Origin of the sequence: Melioribacter sp. (genome assembly GCF_049325435.1) — a bacterium.
GTDB lineage: Bacteria > Bacteroidota > Ignavibacteria > Ignavibacteriales > Melioribacteraceae > Melioribacter > Melioribacter roseus.
Genome location: NZ_JBMOLD010000006.1, coordinates 18,913 through 38,598, shown reverse-complemented (window position 1 = coordinate 38,598; position 19,686 = coordinate 18,913). Strand labels below are relative to the sequence as shown.

At 41.3% G+C, this 19,686-nt stretch carries 10 protein-coding genes; 1 reads left to right on the top strand and 9 read right to left on the bottom strand.

Annotation, left to right across the window (positions count from 1 at the left end; all coding sequences use genetic code 11):
• Positions 1-93: 93 nt before the first annotated feature.
• On the top strand, positions 94-1,950 hold the full coding sequence (locus tag ACOYVE_RS04585; protein ID WP_014854788.1) for a right-handed parallel beta-helix repeat-containing protein: 1,857 nt from the start codon (positions 94-96) through the stop codon (positions 1,948-1,950).
• A 122-nt stretch (positions 1,951-2,072) separates the two neighbouring features.
• Here the strand turns inward: ACOYVE_RS04585 and ACOYVE_RS04580 are convergent, their stop codons facing one another.
• The 9 genes from ACOYVE_RS04580 to ACOYVE_RS04540 form a co-directional block, all read right to left on the bottom strand.
• Positions 2,073-3,155, bottom strand: coding sequence for a metallophosphoesterase family protein (locus ACOYVE_RS04580; protein ID WP_014854789.1), 1,083 nt, complete (start codon positions 3,153-3,155; stop codon positions 2,073-2,075).
• A gap of 153 nt (positions 3,156-3,308) precedes the next feature.
• On the bottom strand, positions 3,309-5,039 hold the full coding sequence (locus tag ACOYVE_RS04575; RefSeq protein ID WP_014854790.1) for a DUF5107 domain-containing protein: 1,731 nt from the start codon (positions 5,037-5,039) through the stop codon (positions 3,309-3,311).
• Positions 5,040-5,068: 29 nt separating this feature from the next.
• Positions 5,069-7,975, bottom strand: coding sequence for a glycosyl hydrolase family 28-related protein (locus tag ACOYVE_RS04570; protein WP_014854791.1), 2,907 nt, complete (start codon positions 7,973-7,975; stop codon positions 5,069-5,071).
• A gap of 79 nt (positions 7,976-8,054) precedes the next feature.
• Complete coding sequence (locus ACOYVE_RS04565; RefSeq protein WP_422881023.1) at positions 8,055-9,728, bottom strand: T9SS type A sorting domain-containing protein; 1,674 nt, start codon at positions 9,726-9,728, stop codon at positions 8,055-8,057.
• 82 nt (positions 9,729-9,810) lie between these two features.
• Positions 9,811-12,720 (bottom strand): TonB-dependent receptor, encoded by a 2,910-nt coding sequence (locus ACOYVE_RS04560; RefSeq protein ID WP_081489424.1) that lies wholly within the window; start codon positions 12,718-12,720, stop codon positions 9,811-9,813.
• A 14-nt stretch (positions 12,721-12,734) separates the two neighbouring features.
• Positions 12,735-16,199: a hypothetical protein gene (locus ACOYVE_RS04555; protein WP_422881021.1), complete on the bottom strand. Its 3,465-nt coding sequence runs from the start codon at positions 16,197-16,199 to the stop codon at positions 12,735-12,737.
• A gap of 8 nt (positions 16,200-16,207) precedes the next feature.
• Entirely contained in the window at positions 16,208-17,302 is a 1,095-nt protein-coding gene (locus ACOYVE_RS04550) for a family 16 glycosylhydrolase (protein WP_422881020.1), read from the bottom strand.
• Entirely contained in the window at positions 17,299-18,669 is a 1,371-nt protein-coding gene (locus tag ACOYVE_RS04545; protein ID WP_014854796.1) for an MFS transporter, read from the bottom strand. The genes ACOYVE_RS04550 and ACOYVE_RS04545 overlap by 4 nt, the downstream gene beginning before the upstream one ends.
• Before the next feature lie 135 nt (positions 18,670-18,804).
• On the bottom strand, positions 18,805-19,686 hold the full coding sequence (locus ACOYVE_RS04540) for a hypothetical protein (protein WP_422881018.1): 882 nt from the start codon (positions 19,684-19,686) through the stop codon (positions 18,805-18,807).

Below are 19,686 nucleotides of genomic sequence, written 5' to 3'. Positions count from 1 at the left end.
ATTCGCAACCATTTATTGTATTCGATACACTTATTTTTATTAACTTATAATCGTTAATTATTTTTTCTTATAGTATAATAAACCGGGGGAGATATGAAAACAATTTCACGCAATAAGAAAACATCGTTTTTGAAATTACTGCTTTTAATAACAATCGCCCTCAACGTTTCTCTTACAGCTCAACCTTCCGGAGGTCCTTACGGCCCGATGACGTTGAAATATAATATTCCAGATATTAGCGGAACCGTCTACTATGTTTCTCCGGACGGCGACGCAGCAGCCGATGGAGTAAGCCTCGATAAACCGACCGCTATTGAATCGGCTTTTCAAAGAGCAAAAACAGGGGACGCGATTATATTGCGCGGCGGAGTTTATCGTACGGGAAATCTGATTTTCAACCAGGGTATTATAGTTCAACCGTATCTGGACGAACAACCGATTCTCAAAGGCACGTATGTGGCGGACAAATGGGAAGACCTGGGTAACGGACTGTGGATTACAAAATGGGAACGTCTCTTCCCTTCCAAACCGCAGAGCTGGTGGCGCAGGAATCGCGAAGGGAAAAAAACGCCATTGCATAAATTCAACAACGACATGGTTTTTGTCGACGGCAAATTTCTCCAATCTGCCGGCTGGGAAGGCGAAGTGGATGAGAACAGTTATTACATCGACTACGACAGAGGATTGGTTTATATCGGGATTAACCCCGAAAAACATTTAGTCGAAATTACGGCATTCGACGCCGCCCTTATAAGAACGACGAAAGAGGTAAACGGAAAAGCTCCGGATAATAAAGGATTCATGCTCAGAGGCGTTACGTTGACTCAGTATGCTTACCGCGCAATCGAAATCGAAGGCAAAGACCCCGAAGGCTTATCGGACGAAAAGAATCACGGTAAAGACGTGGTCGGAACAGTAATAGAAAATTGTACGATAACTTACTGTTCGCGAGTAGCTGGCTATTTCAGGGGCGATAGTCTCGTTATCCGTAATTGCCTGATCAGCGACACAAGCACCGAAGGTCTCTACATACTCAGTTCATCAGATGTTCTTCTTGAGAAAAATATCATAAAGAGGAATAATATTGAACGTATTACAGGATATTATCCCGCAGCGGTTAAAATTTTCAATCAATGTTATCGGGTTACCTGCAATGACAATCTCGTTATTGACCATCCCTACTCTAACGGAATCTGGTACGACGTGGGCAACGTGGACGGAGTTTTTATCAACAACTGGATTGAAAACATTGGCGATTATACATCGCCTTATTCAATTGAACGTCCCTGGCCAAGCGACAACGGATTTTTCTTCGAAATTTCCAAAGGCGCTGTCTGCGCGGGAAATGTATTTGTAAATTGCGACCATGGAGTCTGGGCGCTTAACAGCTCGAATGTGAAATTCTACAACAACACTTTCATAAACAGTATGGCGTGCATATCGCGCAACGAAAGAAGCGCTCAAGGCGACCATTTCGGATGGCATCCGAGCACGGGCCCCGACGTGGACGAAAGAGTGGGACATGAATTCGTAAACAATCTTTTGTATGCCGACGAAAGCTACAACAGACCCCTGCTCTACGTTTGGCAGCCGGCTTCAATTTGCGATACGATTAACGACCCGCAAGTAACAAAGCTCGATTATAACGTATACGTACACAAATCGGACAATCCGCATAAGCCGGCTTTCATTTGGAGCCCTGCGGATAACGAGCGCTGTCAATATCTGTTCGATTCTTACGACGACTTTGCGGATAAATTTCCTCAGTACACTAAGCATAGTAAATATTTCAAAAACTACAACGGTCCGTTATTCAAAAGCATTGAACTGCACAATCTGGAACTGTTAAAGGGATTTCCCGCAGCTAATACGGGTACGGATTTACCGGCTAAAATTGAAAAGTTAATCGGGAAAAGATTCAAGTCCGTGGGCGCTTATATTGTAAAATAATATAACGGCGGGCTGACCCGGCTTTGGCGCCGGGCAGTCCGTTTTTTTATATTCAAAATTGCAGTTTAATGGAAGAATAAGAATTATTCGACGCCTCTATAAGTATTTACAGAAAAAAAATATTATTTAAAATAGCCGGTTTTTTCCGAATAAATCTTTTTATTGTCTTCACTGGTTATTGTCAGGGTACCGGTAATTTCAGGTCCGTTCAAGAGCGTCTTTTTATTAATAATGACTTTCTCTCTCGGTCCTCTCTCCTTATTGAGATTCCACATACGGTCGCCTACGGCATCCATATAAATTCTTTTCATCGTAAGTTTTAACCGGTTGCCGCACAACTCGCCTACGAGATAGTCGAGCGTGTTAACGACTTTTCTTCCCCAAGAAGATCCGTGGACAATTTGCCAGACGCCGTCCGATTCGAGAATTGTAACATCGTGAAATTCGCCAGCAAGGTATAAATCGACGCCATATTCTTTCAAAGATTTATAGAACTCGCTTTCTTTTCCTCCGTTCAGCATCAATTTGCTCGAGGAGCGCGCTTTTATTTCGCCCCATATCGGAACATGCCCTTGCACAATCTTAAACTTCGCGTCTTTATTTTCGTTTAATACTTTTTTTACCCATTCAAGCTGTTCGCCTATCACTCCCACATTCATCGTGTCCGACTCTACCTCAAAAGTTTCAACGGTAATCAGCAGCAAATCTCCTTCTCTTACAAAATAAGCCAACCCTTTTTTGCCGTCGGGGCCATTTTCGGGCATCGCAAGGATTTTTCTGTAAACATTTTCGAAATAAGGAATTAATTTAATTTTTTCGGGCGGCCAGGGATCGTCGCCCAGTTCGTGATCGCCCACTGCGGTATAATATTTCAAACCGAACTTATTGAGTCTTCTTATCCATCCGGAATAATAGAGGGTTCCCAAATGTTCTACGCATTGAGGACTGTCCCACCAGTGACCGTTTACAAGGTCCCCCGCAATTAATACAAACGACGGTTCTTCGCTTTTTACCTGTTCCAAAAAATAAGCGACCGCAGTATCATAATCCGGCCAGGGTTCCGGTATGTCGAAGTTGAAAAAGTCGGGAAAACTTACAAACTTTAGCGTTTTGTAATTCTTAACGTTCTCTTTGCCTTGCGCCTCTGTATTCCGGGCAATCGATAAAGCGATTACGACTAACACGATTATTTTTACGACTTTCATTCTTATCTCATTTTTGTTTCGCGATTAATTATGGCAAGTATAAAAAAATATTTTACGAAAAGCAGAGATATAAGGAAGAGGATTTAAGTATTCCGGACTCGTAACCGCATTGGCTAATCGAACCGGTTACTTTAAAATAAAGAAAAGAGTATACTACTTCATCAGAATCATTTTTCTTACTTTCGATTTTCCGTTATAATAAATTCCGTAGAAATAAATTCCGGATGCGTATTGGCTGCCGTTCCAACTCACGATATGTTTTCCTTCAATTTGATTTCCATGATAGATTGTTTCAGCCTCTTTGCCCAGCGCGTCAAATACAACAATTTTAACATTGCCCGTTTCGGGAATATAATACTCGATATTCGTAACAGGGTTAAACGGATTGGGATAGTTTTGTTTAAGATAAAATTCATTTGCTATTTCCGCTCCGCTTTCTTTTACGGATGTAATTTTATCCGGGGATACTGCAACGTCTATACTTTTATTCCTGTATAAATTTGCAACCTTTACTCTCAATGAATCGATATTATTATTAAAAACATCGTCTGGTATTTTTAGCAATACTTCGTTTCCTTTGCGCGGATCGGGCATTAAATTGATTTCGGATACTGTGTAATTGGTATCGCCTTCGGCTTCGATTATTACAATATGCTCGTCCCCGGGATTGTCAGTAACAAATATCACTTCAAATTCTTTGTTGTAAAAAAATCCGGCGGTGTCGATCGATAGAATGAAATTATAATTTGCCTTGGTAATTTTATTCAATTTTACGGTAGGGAAAAATGTTTCCCGCCATTTGAGAGTGGAGCCGGCGGACAGAATAGCGGGTTCGAAAAATTCGTGCGAATTGCCCGCCCACAATTCCACGTAAGGTCGTTTAACATTATCCGGATTCTCGAACGGATTGACGTTTTCATAATCGTCAAATTTCCATGCCCAGATTTTTATACCAGGAGTAATGTTATTATCCGCAACTCTAATCAAGCCTTCCTCGTTGTCATGGTTTATTACTCCCCAGTAATTAAGATTTTCATCATCCCATACATAAGCGATACCGTCGTTGACCCAATTCTTCCAAAGTCGCAGCTTATCGAAATAATAGACGCCTCTTTGTCCCGTTACATGTTTTTCCTGCCGGGCAATATCGGGATACCATGCAGGTATTTTTATTTTATCCGCCGGAACAATGATCTCCAGCCCGTCCGTACAAAACGGATTATTCCTGTCGGAGCCTGGAGCCAGAGTTATGCAAGTCCAGTACTCGTACTCGACAGTTTCGTTTTTGTTATTTTTAAGTTCTACTTCGGTTTTAAGAACCGAGCTCCCTTTAACAAGAGTTATATAATAATTGCATTCGATATCGGTTATGCCATATTTCCACTTATTCGGGTCGGCGTTTTTAAATTCAACCGTATCCCGCCATCTCATAACACATTTTATACTGTCTTCTGATTGACGGACTACTTTAAATTCCCACGGTAATAACCAGGCTTTGCCGTGTTCGGGCTCCGTCAATGTAGGGAATATACCGCCGTAGACCATCAGCCATTTATAATAAAACCAATCCTGACCGACGCCATACGGAACGCCGACCGGATTTCTGTAGAGCTGCTCGTGTCCTGTCGGTTTATAAATAAGAGAGAGAATTCTGCCGCCGAATTCCGGCAACAATAATATTTTCAAGTACTCGTTTTCGAGAATATACGCGTTGAATTTTACCGAGGTTGTGTCGAACGGCTCCGGAGAAAAAGAGTCAATTGAATTGTCGTCATTAAGCGTATATTCGAAAGTGCGCCAAGTTATTACGGTATCTTTCAGTATAACCTGCGCATGCGTATTAAAAATTGTTATCAGAAAAATAATCGAAGTAATATTCTTCATTATGCCCTCTTATTGCGTACCTTAAAAGGCTACTCTTTTATTTTATAAATATATATTGAACTTCTTGCAGCTATATAAAGCAGATTCTTTTTACCGTCAATCACAACGTTTGTCGGGCGTTCCGGTACTTTGATTCTTTTCAGTAGTTTTCCCGTATTATCGTATACGTAAATATCGCCTGCGGGAATGTAGACATTGCCTTTCGAATCGACTGCTACGTCGTGTTCTCCCTGCTCGGCGAATAAATGAGGGTCGGCAAGCATACCGTTCTGTTTGACTTTAAACTTCCAGGTTTTCTGACCGAATTCATCAGCCATATAAAATTCATTGCCCGGGACTGCATATCTGAGCGCTACCGCTCTGTTAAGGTCGTTATATTTTGGTATAATCAAGGAGCTGTCTGTCGAGATAAAATATTCTTCAAACGGATTGCTGTTGTTTCTGAAGTACATAGTATAAGAAGAATGGCTGTAAGGATAACAAGCTGCCGAGTCCGCGGTAATTATCAAAAAATCGTGTTCGTCCCGCCACAGATGCGAAGGATGAGCTGCAAAACGAGGCATTATCTCCCCGGGTTTAATTGTTTTCAAGGGCGTAAGATTTTCATCCGTATTTTTCAAATTGGCGCTGTAAGCCTCTCCGAAAGCCGACGTGATAATTAAATTGCCGCTCTTGTCAAAAGCCAATGCCGCCGGTTCGAATGTTAAGTCCTTTACCGTAGAAAGCGTATTTTTATCTACCGACCATTTATAAATCTTTTTAAAACGTGAATCGGTAAAATAGACGTCCCCATTATCGTCCAGAACCGCGCCTGTAATAAACTCAAAACCTCCTACCAATTTTTCTACTTCGTATCGTTCCTGTTGGGATTCATCGCCTTTTACTGTTAATCGAGCAATTTCTCTTTCTCGCACATATATATTTTTATTTATGTCGTACAATGTATTGTCGTATGAAAGCGCCGTGGGACTGTAAACGTGAATGCCGCGGAATTCTATATCTCTGCTGTCGCTTACAATTATGCCGTAGGGATAAGGAGTTTTCATTCTTATAACTCTATAAAGGTATAGATTGGCAAAGAGCAAATTAGATGAATTTTCAATCCTCAATGGAAGCGCTTCGGGACTTTCTGCGCTCTCTTCTTCCATTTGCAAAGCGTATATTTCCCAGTTGGATACGTTTTTTATTATCACTTCATTACGTACGTGATGCTCTACCGACATTGCATAAATTTTACCTGGAGCGCTCGTCTCAGAAATATATAATCCAGCCGTTGCATACGTATTAGGCGTCCAGATATCTTTAAATATCCCTCCTCCTCCGTTTGTAATCCAGAGGCTCCAATATTGTTTATCCCAGTCCCAATCTTTCAGCGGGTCTCCGGTTCGGTATTCGTTATAAATCGGAACGTAATTACCGGATGCCGTATAAGTACCGTGCCCTCCGAGAAGGCGAACGTCGTTCATTAGAGATTTTCTACCTGCCATCCATTTAACAGCGACCGCTCTGTTATTGTAAAGTCCCGGATCCACGCCGATACCCGTAATAATATTACTGCCTCCTTCCGGAGTTTCCAAAACAGCGAGCGGACTGCCTTCTTTACTGAATTCAGGCAGTTTTTCTTCCAAGACTAGTTGAGTTGTTATGGGATTAAGGCCGATTAATATTGTATTTTTATTAAGTCGTATTGTCTCTTTCACTTTATATCTTCCCGTTGGGAAATAAATAACGTCGTATTTTGAAATCGCTTCTTTTATAATCCGGGTGTCATCATCGATTCCGTTTCCCTTTGCCCCGAGCATTTTAATATTCATCCATTCTTTATCTTTTGGGAGGGGCGGTATTTCTTTTATATAGTTCTTTAATTGTTTGTAATCATTGTCATATTCGAAAGTCGTCTTTATTTCCGAAGGCGCGTTAAGGCTGTCGATCTGAAGTCCGTGGATAAAATCGATTATTCGAAATTTCGCAGCGGGCGACTCAATAATTTTTCCGCTTTTTCTGAATGCCGCAAGAGTACGAACGTTTTTACACGATACATTTTTCAAACTATATTGAGCGGTTGAATTATATTCTTCGCTTATCGTAAGAAGAGCGCCCGTGATGTTTTCAAAATAAGAGCGGGTAATAAACAGTCTTTCAGCTCTGTCGGGGTTAACAGTAATTGCTTTCGGTAAATTCCGAAAGATCGAGTTAACTATAGTAAACCCTGCTTCTTCTGTTTTAATGGCTGCAATTTTTTGATCCTCGAAAATACAGTCAATCATAAGGAATGGCCAGCTCGGCGAAGTTTTAGTTGCTATGATGCCGTATTTCCCCCCCACAAACCGGCAGTCCTCAATTTCGTTGCCGATTTCTTCGATGCCTGCCAGAGCGTTTCCGATATTGAAATCGACATGAGAAATGTAAGAATGCTGCGCAAAATGCGAACGAACAGCAACAGCGGACGGATTACCGTCATTGATAACTATTGCAACGTTACTAAGGGCGCTGTAAAATGTACCCGGGTTTGCGTCTCGTATCGGTTGTCCCTTACGGGGCTTATTGCTGGCAAAGTGGAACAGATATTTGTTCTCTTCGCCGCTGAAGCCCGGAGTGTTTTCTTTAAGTAGAAAAACCGGTTTGTTTTTTCCTATACCAATTACTCTTATTCCCTTCCAAATATAAACCGTACCCGAAATTTCATACTCGCCTTCCGGAATAAAAACAATACCGTATTTCGATTTTTCTTCAACCTCGTCTATCGCGTTCTGCAGAGCTTGCGTGTCGTCGCCTTCCGAATTTGGGGTTACATCAAATTTATCCGGCGTTAAATAGACTGCCAACGAATCCGATATGTAAGGAGGGTAAAATGATTCCGATATTTTTTGAGCATATCTTTCAGGAAGAATTAAAAAAAATAACACAATAAAGGGTAATATCTTTTTGCCGCTCATCACCGCCCCGCAGTTAAAATGAAATAGGATAAAAAAATAATACAGGGCGCCCAATATAACAGGCGCCCTGAAGTGGAGGCTATTTAAGTAACATCATCTTCTTGACCTGGATATTATTTTCCATTTCTAGTTTATAGAAATAAATACCTGCAGGCACGCTTATGCTGGCGGAATTTTTTCCGTTCCAAGTTACAAAATGACTTCCTGCATTTTTAACGTCGTCAACCAGAGTAATTACTTTTTCTCCCAACAAATTAAATACGCTTAGCTTTACATAACCGGATTTGTTGAGATTGAATCTGATGATTGTCGAGGGATTAAACGGATTGGGATAATTTTGCAGCAGTTGGAAATCATTCGGAACGCCATTCGAATTTTCTTCAACGCTTACCAAATCGGGATAATATCTGAGATCTCCAATCGGCAGTCCGTCGGTGCCTACCAATCCTGCGTAAGATCTGAAGTTTTCAGGCAGCGGATAAGGATTGATCAAACGATAGAATTGGGGATCGGAAACCTGGTCGGCGTCCCAATCCCATTCGTGCATTGAGCCCGCTCTGATATCCAGACATACCTGAACCAATTTTGCGGTAGCTTCCGAAAGCTGAGGAAAATCGTTGAACATCGGATCCTGGTTCCAGGTATTTTCTTCGACCAAACCGGGCCATTCGGTGTCGTTATCGAACATGGCTCTTGTACGGCTGTTCATCCAAACCTGAGCTTTAACGGAGTCGTTATTAGCCCAGTAATCCTGGAGATCCTGAGTAAAGTAATAAAGATTATTCTTTACAATTATCTCTCTTTCACTTTCGGGAATAGTATATTGGCCGGGTTGGCCCAGTTCATTGGCGGCGAGTGTATCGACGTTAATCAGGCCGTATTCAAGGTGATCGGGATCCTGACCTTCTTCTTCCGTTTCGGTCAAAGAAAGAGCGCTCACATTATAGAAAATATTATTGGTAAATTTGGCTTTTAACCACTGTGTTTCGTGGAAGGGCCACTTTAACAAATTCACGAATGTACAGTGGTCAACTTCAATATATTGGATTACATCAGGAGGAAATATAAAGAAGCTGTTCGATTGGAAGTAGGTGCAATTTTTAGCGACAAAAGTATCCACTACTCCCGCATTTTCTAAGAAAAAGACAAACGTCGTCCATTGGTCGCCCGGATTTTGCTCGTTGCGAGCGTGGAGGTTATTGATGAACCAGCTCGTGTGAGGCTGTGCTGTAGCTATTGCAGACCAGCCGTTATAATCGAGCCAGACGCCGTCGAGCGTAACCGTAACAAAAGAATCCTGAACAGCCAATGCCTGTCCATATCCCCAGCCTCTGTTTTGACCTCCGGCGTCAATGCCAGCCAACCATACGTTTTTAATTGTAATGTCAGCCCAGGTATTAATGAGATTCATTGTGGCTGTTCCTCCGTCAGCGGTAACATTTGATAAGATTTTCGGCGGAGCTTTTTCCGGATCGTTTTCAACCGGCGGGTCGGCAACAATTTTAACGGGATTTTTCAAGTCGACGGCTTTGTCGACAATGTAGAAACTCCCTCTTTCGAGTTTATATACGGAATGCAACTGTTCGCCTGCGGCGTTTGTATCGGCAACTATATAATCGATAAGCGAATTGACGTACGGGTCGCCGTTTTCTTTGTTCGCAGGCACGTAGACAGTGTCCGTTTGTTGTGCAAATATCACTCCCCCATAGAGCGTTACCGTCAGAATAAACAGTAAAAGTTTTTTCAGCTTCATTGTACCTCCTAATTGATTAATGAGTGTTTTTTGTTGTTAATTGAGCTATTAATTTGTTATATATCAAACCACCTCCTGAAGTTTAATTTAGCGTATATGTAATTCCCAAATCTGCAGTCAGACCGTAATAGCTTCGGTAGCTGAACCAACCCGTGCCGTAATTAGAAGTCTGGTCCACAGCTTTAGTCAGATTATTTACGTTGAAGTAGATTTGCAGACCGTCAACCGGCAGCATCTGTCTTACTTTTACGGTCCACAATGTTAACGGATCGGTTGTTTGCTGCAGCTCTTTATACCAGTTGTCTGCGCGGAATACGTCGGATTTGAATTGAGCCGAACCTCTTACAGAGAATCCTTTGTAGTCGAATCCCACAGTGAAATTAAAAATATGCGTTGGCTGATCAAGCAGGCGCGCGTTATAACTTCCGTCGCCTGTGCCGACTATTTTAGGTATCTTAATTGGACCTACTTTCACGTATTCATAAATAGGAACTGTTCTGGGATATTTCAGATCGGAGTGGGTATAAGTATAATTGACGTTAATTACCAATCCGCGCCAAATGCCCGGCAGGAACCAGAAATTCGACTGCCATTCGGCTTCAATACCCCAAAGCTTAGCAGTATTCGGATTATTGATGAAACCGTTTATTTGACCGCCCGGTTTAACGCTTGCAGGCCATTCAGGTTGCAAATAAGACGAATCTGCAATCCAGGTAGTAGCGCCGTATATAAATCCTTTTATTTGCTTGTTGAATACGCCAAATGTCAACAAGCCCAATTTATCCGTATAAAACGAGAAGAAAATGTCTAAGTTTTTGGCTTCCGCAGGTTTCAAATTCACATTATTCCACGTAATGCTGTTGCCGTAGGTTGTCCATGTCGGTATAATTCTGTTGTAATCGGGACGGGATAGCGTCTGCGTATAACTTGCTCTAACATCGAACCAATCGGTAACCTGATACTTGAGATGAATCATTGGAAGCAGATAATTGTTCTTACGCGTCGAAGTGTACGAGAAATACACATAAGGATCCGTGTCTCTTCCCGGGCTGTTGGATCTGTTTGCCGTATATTCGGTCTTATTATATTCGTATCTGAAACCGGGTATGAATATAACTTTATTGTTTCCGAATGTAATTGTCGGCAGAATATATGCCCCGAAATAATTTTCGTAACCGTAATAGTCGTTTGAATTGGAGGGCACATAATCATAATAAATTGTCTTTCCGGTGGGAATACCGCGTACGCTGGTCAGGTTTTCAATTTCATGATAAACGTCTACCATAGTATTTTTGTCCGGCACGCGACTGATCGTATAATCGATACCGGCTTTGAAATCGCCCGCAGTGTAATTCCTGTCGATAAAGGGAGCATACGGAAAATCGCCGGCGATATCGTAATTGGTCAGACCGAATCTGTCTTTCAGATAGAGTCTAACGATATCCAAGTCGTTCCATGCAATCGGTATTTCGCTCTGTTCGTAGTCGTACTTTTTATATTTATGCTTATATTCGCCGCCGAATTTCAATTTAATATCAGCTTCACCGATTCTAAAGCCCCATTCAAAATTCAGATTGGCGGCTTCTTCTTCTTCGAGCATGTCGCTGTTGCTTTTTACAAATCTGTTAAGGTAAGTCTTAGTTGTATCGTTTAAAGCTTTGGTTACAATATCAAAAGGATATATCTGATAATCGTCCCACGTCCAGCTCCTTACGAACGCATTAGCTTCTTGAGCATTCATCGAAATCTGTTCCGGCAATTTATTGGAAGATCTGGAATAACTGGCTCCGCCGGTTATTTTTAAGTCGCCTATAAACTGTTCCACATCGAGCGCGTTAATCATAGTCAGCAGATTGCGTTCGGAATAATTGCCGTAGTAATTATGATTCCTTCCAACCGGGTCGAAATTTTCCTGACGCAGGAAAGTGTTGATGTCGATTCTATTAAGCGTGTTTGACAGTTTTATTTTCGTTGTGGCAGATTCGTAGTCGAGCACAAGAACGCCGCCCATTCGCTTATTAACTCTGTCGATATCTTCGAGATTCAAACTGTTGGCAAGCGTAAGAGTATCGTGCTGCATTTGATATCCGGCGCCGGCGCTGTTGTTGCTCCTGTCCGTTCGTTCCAGATTAAGCTGGGTAAAGACGCCAAGTTTGTCGTCAAAGAATCTTTTGCCTCCGCCCAGCACATAATAATAGTTGCCGATTTCATCACGCAAACCGTTATAACCTCCTTGCGCGGTAAAATTAAACACAGGTTTTTTGGGAGCTCCTTTCAGAATAAAATTGACGGTGCCTCCCAAGTGATCGGCTTCCTGGTCTGCCATGGCTGTTTTACTGACTTCGATACCGGAAAGTATGTAAGGCGAAATCATACTCAGGTCAACGCTTCTGTCGGCTTCGCCGGTAGCAGCCATGCTTACTCCGTTCAACTGAATTTTATTGTATTGCGGAGACAAGCCTCTAATTACCACTTTGCTGCCTTCGCCGCCTTCGCGTAAAAGAGATATGCCGGGCAAACGTCCCACCGCTTCTGCGGCATTTGCTTCGGGCAATTCTTCGATCTTAGAAGCGGATACTATATTTTTCACCGTCAATGCGCTCTTCTGCTGATTAATCGCTTGAATCTGCCCTTCCGCTTGTGCGGTAATTAATATTTCTTCGCCTTCCAATACCATGTATTCGAGTTTAGCATTGTATTCGAGAGTTCTGTTGTCGGGCACTTCGATTTCAAATTGCTGAGGTTTATATCCCAGATATGATATCTGAAGCGTATATTTTCCCGGGGGAACGCCCAAAATAATATATTCGCCTTCGATATCGGTAGCTGCGCCTAGATTCGTATTTTTCAAAATAACATTAGCACCCGGTATCGGCTCCCCCGTGCCTTTATCGACAACCTTACCTCTGATTTTAGAACTGGCGTATATAATACCGGGGATTAATAAAAAAAGGAGTATCGGTATCATAAAATAGTTTTGTAGCCTCTTCATAAACCACCTATTTTTTATTGCTTATTTATATTATTTATCAATACGATAACGCTCGAAATTTTTCCTTCGCGCTTAAAGATAGAATCGCTCCATTTTCTCGAAAGGACTAATCCTTCTTCCACCTCGCGTTCACCGTCTGTCAGGTTTACAATAATTTTCGATTCGTCAGATAATGAATAGACTATCGGCACCTGGCAATAAGTAAATATCAACATCCCGGCATTAATTATCATTGTCTGTTCTTTTTCGTAAACATCGTAGTAGTTGAATATTTGCGATTTATTTAAGAACTCATTGTCGTTCAAAAAATGAGGGACAAAAGAAATTTGTCCTTCTTTAATAACAATTCCAAATTCTCCTAACCGCGATATCACATCCTCTTTCACCTGACCGGTTAAACCCGGTTGCTGAACTCCCGAATTGAGAGGCGTATGCGAATACGGATCGGTAGTAAACGCTCCGTATTCATCGGGCGATTTGTGAATTCCCAACCCTTCTTTTATTTCGTAATATCGCTCTTTCAGCTTATCGAGCAGATTGAGATTCTTGTCCGAAAAAATAATTCGATAATAATTCTCTTCCACTGCCAACAGCAACTTGGATACCATGTGCCAGTAGATACTGCCGATTCCTTCATATTTATAAAATGTGCCCGACCTGCCTGTGAAATAACGATGTTGAAATACTTTTTCGTAAATATCGACAATAATATTTTTTTCACTTTCTATTAAATCGCCGTAATCATTTTTCAATTTTTCCAATTCGTTTTTGAGCAAAGCAGCGTTACGTAAATGCTTTTTGAAATGATAATTGCCGTTTTTGTCCGGGACGATCAATCTGTAATCCCTGTTCGCCAGCATCGTCTTTAATAGTTGCGACTTTTCAATTTCTCTATCGGGTATTTGATTTTTTTTGATAAAAGGCGGCAATGTTTTTACAGGATAGAGCGTATAACTTTTCTGGTCGGCTCTATAAAGTCTGCTGTTTCGCAGACTGTCGAGTAATTCGAGCGTTTCTCCGCCGGTTAGATACCCCGAACTCAAAACAGCCACCTGCCCTTCGAGCATTTCATCCAGACGATGAATTGATATTGCATTATCCGAAATTTCCATCAAATTATACGAATGATATAATCCGTCTTCTCTCCTGTTATATTTTATCGAATGGTCTATAATTTCCATCATCAGTTTGAATAATCGCAATAACTTATTCTTGTCATAACCCACTTTACCCTTGCGGAACGCGGCGTTATAAATCGTGTTTCGATAATCGCTTCCCGCTTTTCCAAGCCCGTCGACGATTTTTTTTCGTATTTCGTCGTTTAATTTATCATTGAACAAATCTTTTGATTCTGCGAGTGTTTTTTCAATGGCTTCTATAAAATCACAGAGCTCTTTGCTAAGAGTCAGATTATCATTTCCAAAGTCTTCGATTAAATCTATCAGGAAAGCGATATATCGCCTCATGTAAAAAAGCGTAACCATCGATGCTCCGTAACCTGCCAAAGCATTGTTGGCGTCGTTCCATTCCGGTCTTTGAGTATTCATCCAAATCCCGGCTTCTGGCACGAAATTCGAAATTTTGGTCATTAGAGGGATTATCAACTTTTCTGCTAATGTCGCTCTGTGGGGAACGTCGTTTTTATCAAGCAAATATTTGCCGGTCTCTCCCAGCGTAGATACTTTTTGTTTTATACTATCGTTGAGTTGATAGTCGAAGTCGATTGAATTTCTGGGGTCTTTCAGAATTTCATCGTACGGTTTAATCCTATACGGGACATTTGCAAACACAAACAAATCTTCTTCGAGCAACTCGGCGAGTCTGGACGGTTTGAATTTCGAAAGCGTTTCCAGGAGCTTCAGTAAATAAATTATTTGATGGTCGCCCCAATATCCGATGTACGACCATTCGTCGTCCGTGTCTAATTCTTCCCAATCAAAACTTTCTTTCGTAAGTCTGTACGGATTATATCCGTCCGCAGTTGAAGCGTTAAGAAATTTGAAGATCATCGATTCGGTATATTCAGGGAACGAATACGATAAAGCTTCCCAGTTCTGGAATATATCTCTCCAATTGCCCTGGTAATTATAAACTTTATTACCGTATTCTTCTTTAATGTCTATTGAGAACAAATTCCACGGTCTGCTCGGGTCGCCGTGTCTACGGCTGAAAGACAGAGGCATATACTCAATTGCCATTCTGAGCAATTCTTTATCGCCGGTCTCATCGGCAAATTGAACAAGCGAATCTTTTGTTATACTGCCCGGAAGCTTTTCCAGACGGGAAATATATTGGTCATATGATCGGACGCTTATCGCACGGAGATATTTAATAAAATCGTCTTTGTCTATATTATAATTATTATCGAATACTCCTCCTCTCATAATGTTGAACATTACATTCGAGAGATGGCGGTAATTTGTCAGGCGGTCGCTCGTCAACTGGCAACCGTCGGCTTTGGCTATTAATAATTTGAGTTTCGAAGTATCCTCTTCGATTTCTTTTTCAATCGAAGAGACAGGGTCGATTCCCGATTCGAGTATTGAAATAAGCTCTACGAGTTTGGAGTGGTCATAATCAACGTCGGCGACTATGTACCAATATTTTTGTTCGCTCGGTATTAAATCGAATTCAGAATGAATAAAATAACTACCGCGTTTACCGTTGGAATTGTGTTCTTTCGAGACGACCGAGTCGCTTCTGAAATTATTTAATTGATCTGTCGAAAGAAGTATGTCCGTTTCGTGTAAGCCGCACGACCATACGACAGATGTTTCCAAAGATTCGCTGGGCTCGGCTCTGTCCGTTGGCACGGAGCTGAGCGCAAAGATTCCGAGATTAATTTCTTCCAGCAATTCATTCTTTTTATAAGCATCGAGGAGCGAGCTGTATTCGAGCTGGAACCTTCTGTTAGTCCCGGAAGGCATTATATTCATAATACCGTCGAGTATTCTGACGGAGACCTTTTCGTCATCGAGATTTTCGATAAAAGATTTTTTTACGAATCCGTATTTGTCGCAGGATGTCCACTGATATCTGAAAGCTAACTTGAGGTCGTGATTAATTTCCTCGAAAATAATTTTGTTGCCGGAAATATTTTTATAGAGATTTCTTTCGGAGTTATAAATCGATTCGTATTTACCGGAAAGGGGTTCCCACAAAAAATTATTCGAATCTTTACGAACAATCAATATAGTCTTGCTGCCTGTAACGTCGCGGCTGTCGTGAATTTTATCTTCGGTATAGTAAGGAAACAATGCATGGTCGGGATTAATGCGGCCTGCGGTAAGACTGCCGTAACTCGAAATAAACATCCACAAATCCGAGCCGCTAACAATACTCATCAGGAAGGGATTCATTAAATCAAAATTGCGTATACAATTAAACTCCTCGTTATTGATTTTAACGATCTCGCTTTTTATGGTTTTCGTTTCGTAACGAAGCGGATGAAAACCGATTTGTATACTGTTTTGATTCATATCAATGATTATTTTATTAATACAAGTTTACGGCTTTGCGAACGCCCCCCGGCATTTAATGAATAAGTATAAACTCCCGAACTCAATTTCGATGCGTCGTAAAAATATTTATAATTGCCCGCATTGTGATATTCATCCACAATTACATCGGCGGTCTGTCCGTAGATATTATAAAGCGTTATTTTAACGTTGGCTGCTTTGGGCAATTGATATTCAATGACAGTCTGCGAGTTAAAAGGATTCGGATAATTCTGTCCCAGATAAAAATCCGCCGGTTTACCGGAATTGTATCCTTCTTCGATATCCGTGCTCACTTTTTGATAAACTCTGACGTAATCGATAACGAATTCCTGAGGAAATTTAGTGGAACCGTCCGGATTTCCCGGCCAGTTGCCGCCTACGGCTAAATTGAGAATCAGATGAAAACGTTGATCAAACGGCGCGGGGAAACTGTGTCCCGATGTATACCAATGCGTCTGCGTTTGATAGAGTTGCCCGTCTACGTACCAATCCATTCTGCCTTCTTCCCAAACCAGAGTAAAAGTATGGAAGTCTTCGTTGAATCCGCCCGACTTTAGAGTGTACGATTTTCCGGAATGAACGTTATTTGGCCACGAACCCCCGTAATGAAGAGTGCCGTAAACAGTGGTTGTATCGTGACCGAGATATTCCATAATATCGATTTCGCCGCTGGCAGCCCAGCCGCCGTATACGTTGTCGGTAGGCAGCATCCATATGGCTGGCCAAAGCCCTTTACCTTTGGGCATCTTGGCTCTTATTTCGAACTTGCCGTATTTCCAGTCGCCTTTGTTTTTAGTTCTTATACGCGAAGAGGTATATTGGAAGTTCTGATAATTTTCCTTCTTTGCCGTGATAGTCAGAAATCCGTCGCTAACAGTAGCGTTTTCTTTTCTGTAATATTCGAGTTCGTTATTGCCCCACCCTGCGGGCGGTCCGTTGCCAATCTGAAATTCCCATTTATCCGTATCCAGCTCGGCGCCGTCGAATTCGTCGGACCAAACTAATTGATATTCCTGCGAAAATATCAAGTCAACTTTTAATGTAAGCGCAATTAATAAGAGCAATAATATTCTTGTTCTCATTTAATACCCTCCTGTTGTCCATTCGCTTTTCTTAATTTAAGGTCGTTTTCGATTTTTTTCATTGTATTGTCGTCGAGTTCGTAAAAGAATGCGGCTATAGTTGCAATTAAAGTTCCCGCGGCAGGAATAAAACTCATCATCATTTTAATACCGTCCAGAGTTTCGGGAGCTTGCGCCGTATTCGGAACGAACCCGAAGAGAGCCAGCATCCACCCCGCCATACCTCCTCCAACGGCAATTCCGAATTTCTGAGCGAATGTGGCGGCTGAAAATACAAGTCCGGTGGCTCGTCTTTCATTTTTCCATTCCGAATAGTCGGCTGTATCGGCATACATTGCCCACAATAACGGAGCCTGCGGCGCCATTATAAACGAGATTAAAATATGCAATGCGAAAATCAAAAATATCTGGTCGGACGGAAGGAAATAAAAAATCATTGTCAATATGGTAGTCAATGACATCACAAAAATGTAGAATCTCTTTTTGCCGAATTTTTTTGCAAAAAATTGAGTCGACGCCACGCCCGCAATAACTCCGATAGTGCCGAGCACCATAAAGAGCGAAGCCAGCGCTTCGCTGCCAATATAATACTTGAAATAATATAAAATAGTGCCGCTTCGAATAATAATATATCCGAGCGTAAAGATTCCCATAACCAGCAAATACATCCATGGTCTGTTACGAATCAAATCCCTGAGATCATCCTTTAAAGCAGTTTTTTGGTCGGACGATACAACGACTCTTTCCCTGGTAGTTTTAAACGTTATATAGAACAAAATGCATGCAAGAATTCCGTAGACGCCCATTGTAAAGGGGAAGCCCAGCGCCTGATCTCCGCCGCCAAAGAAATCGACCAACGGGAGAGTCAAACCCTGCACTATAAAAGCGCCGACAAATGCTAGCACAAAACGGAATGTAGAAACGCTTGTTCTTTCCTGTGAATTCGGAGAAATTACGCCCATCAACGCCGAATAAGGAATGTTTACCGCAGTGTAAGCCATCATTACAAGCGTAAAAGTAATGTATGCATAAATGATTTTTCCGGTTACATCGAAAGGCGGCGTCGTAAAAGCCAGGACTCCGAATATTGCCAGAGGACCGGACATCCAGATTAAATACGGTCGAAATTTGCCCCACTTTGTATTGGTACGGTCGGCGATAATTCCCATGATAGGATCGTTAGCCGCGTCCCAGAAACGCGAAACCATCAACATTGTGCCCGCAGCTGCAGCGGGTATTCCGAATATATCAGTATAAAAGAAAAGGAGAAAATTGACAAACATCTGGAAATAAAGATTCGAAGCCGTATCTCCCAGCCCGTATCCGATTTTCTCTTTAAGGGACAATTTCTCGCCGGTATTATCCATTTTCTCACTCCGAAATTCTTATAATGCTGGCTCTTTGACTACAAAAAAAATAATTAACTATTGTTTAATCTCGGCTTATAGTAACAATTAATAGTACTATAGTAACATCGTATTTTTTCATTTATTTTATTGTTTTCAAACGTTTTCAATATTTATATCAAACGTAAAAGTTCTTATCCATTCGTCTTTTTCGCCCGGATTCAATTCGATTTTTTTGAACAATTCCGGACTAACCACATGACGTTTTCCCCATAAATTGATTTTAGACGCCGCGAAATTTCCCTTTTCGGATATCATACATCCGTATGTTCTGTTTATAATCCTCCATTCAGCTTTGCAATTACTGTTTATATTTTCCAGAAAATATTCGGTTTGAGGTTCATTCTTCCAGGAGAGAAAATTTCCGCCGAATATTAAATTGTTTTCTTTATCGATTACTTTATGAATTTCTTCTTTTATGATTTCAAATGGAAAAATCAACCGATAAGTCCCAGATATCTTCTCCGAATTAACCGAAATGAAATTGTGAACATACTCGTTGGTTCGAATAACTTTATCGCCTTTATTTTCAATTTTGTATTTAATATCGAATTGATTGCCCGTCAAAGCGATTTCTTTTTCGGCTTCAAAAACATAACCGATAGAATTGCAGAGATAACGATAAATAATTTTCCCCTGCTCTATACAATAATCGAAATCAAACGGGCGGAATTTATATTCGAAAAAGAAATCGTATGGTTTATCCGACTCTTTTATTAAATATCCGACTCCCGGTTTAATAAATTCTTCGCCGGGCTTAATTTCATCGTACCCCAAAGGACTGTCGATGCCGAATTCATTAAAAAAACCGCAGCCTTTTTTGAGGTCGTACTTTTCGGATTCGGTTGTACCGAATTCAATACCGTTATAAATAACTCTTCTAATTTTTCCGGTATAGTCGAAACGCGCGCCGGAATAACCTTCTTCAGGCAGTTCAATTATAAGACTCAGTTTGTTGTTTTTTAATTCAACCGGCAT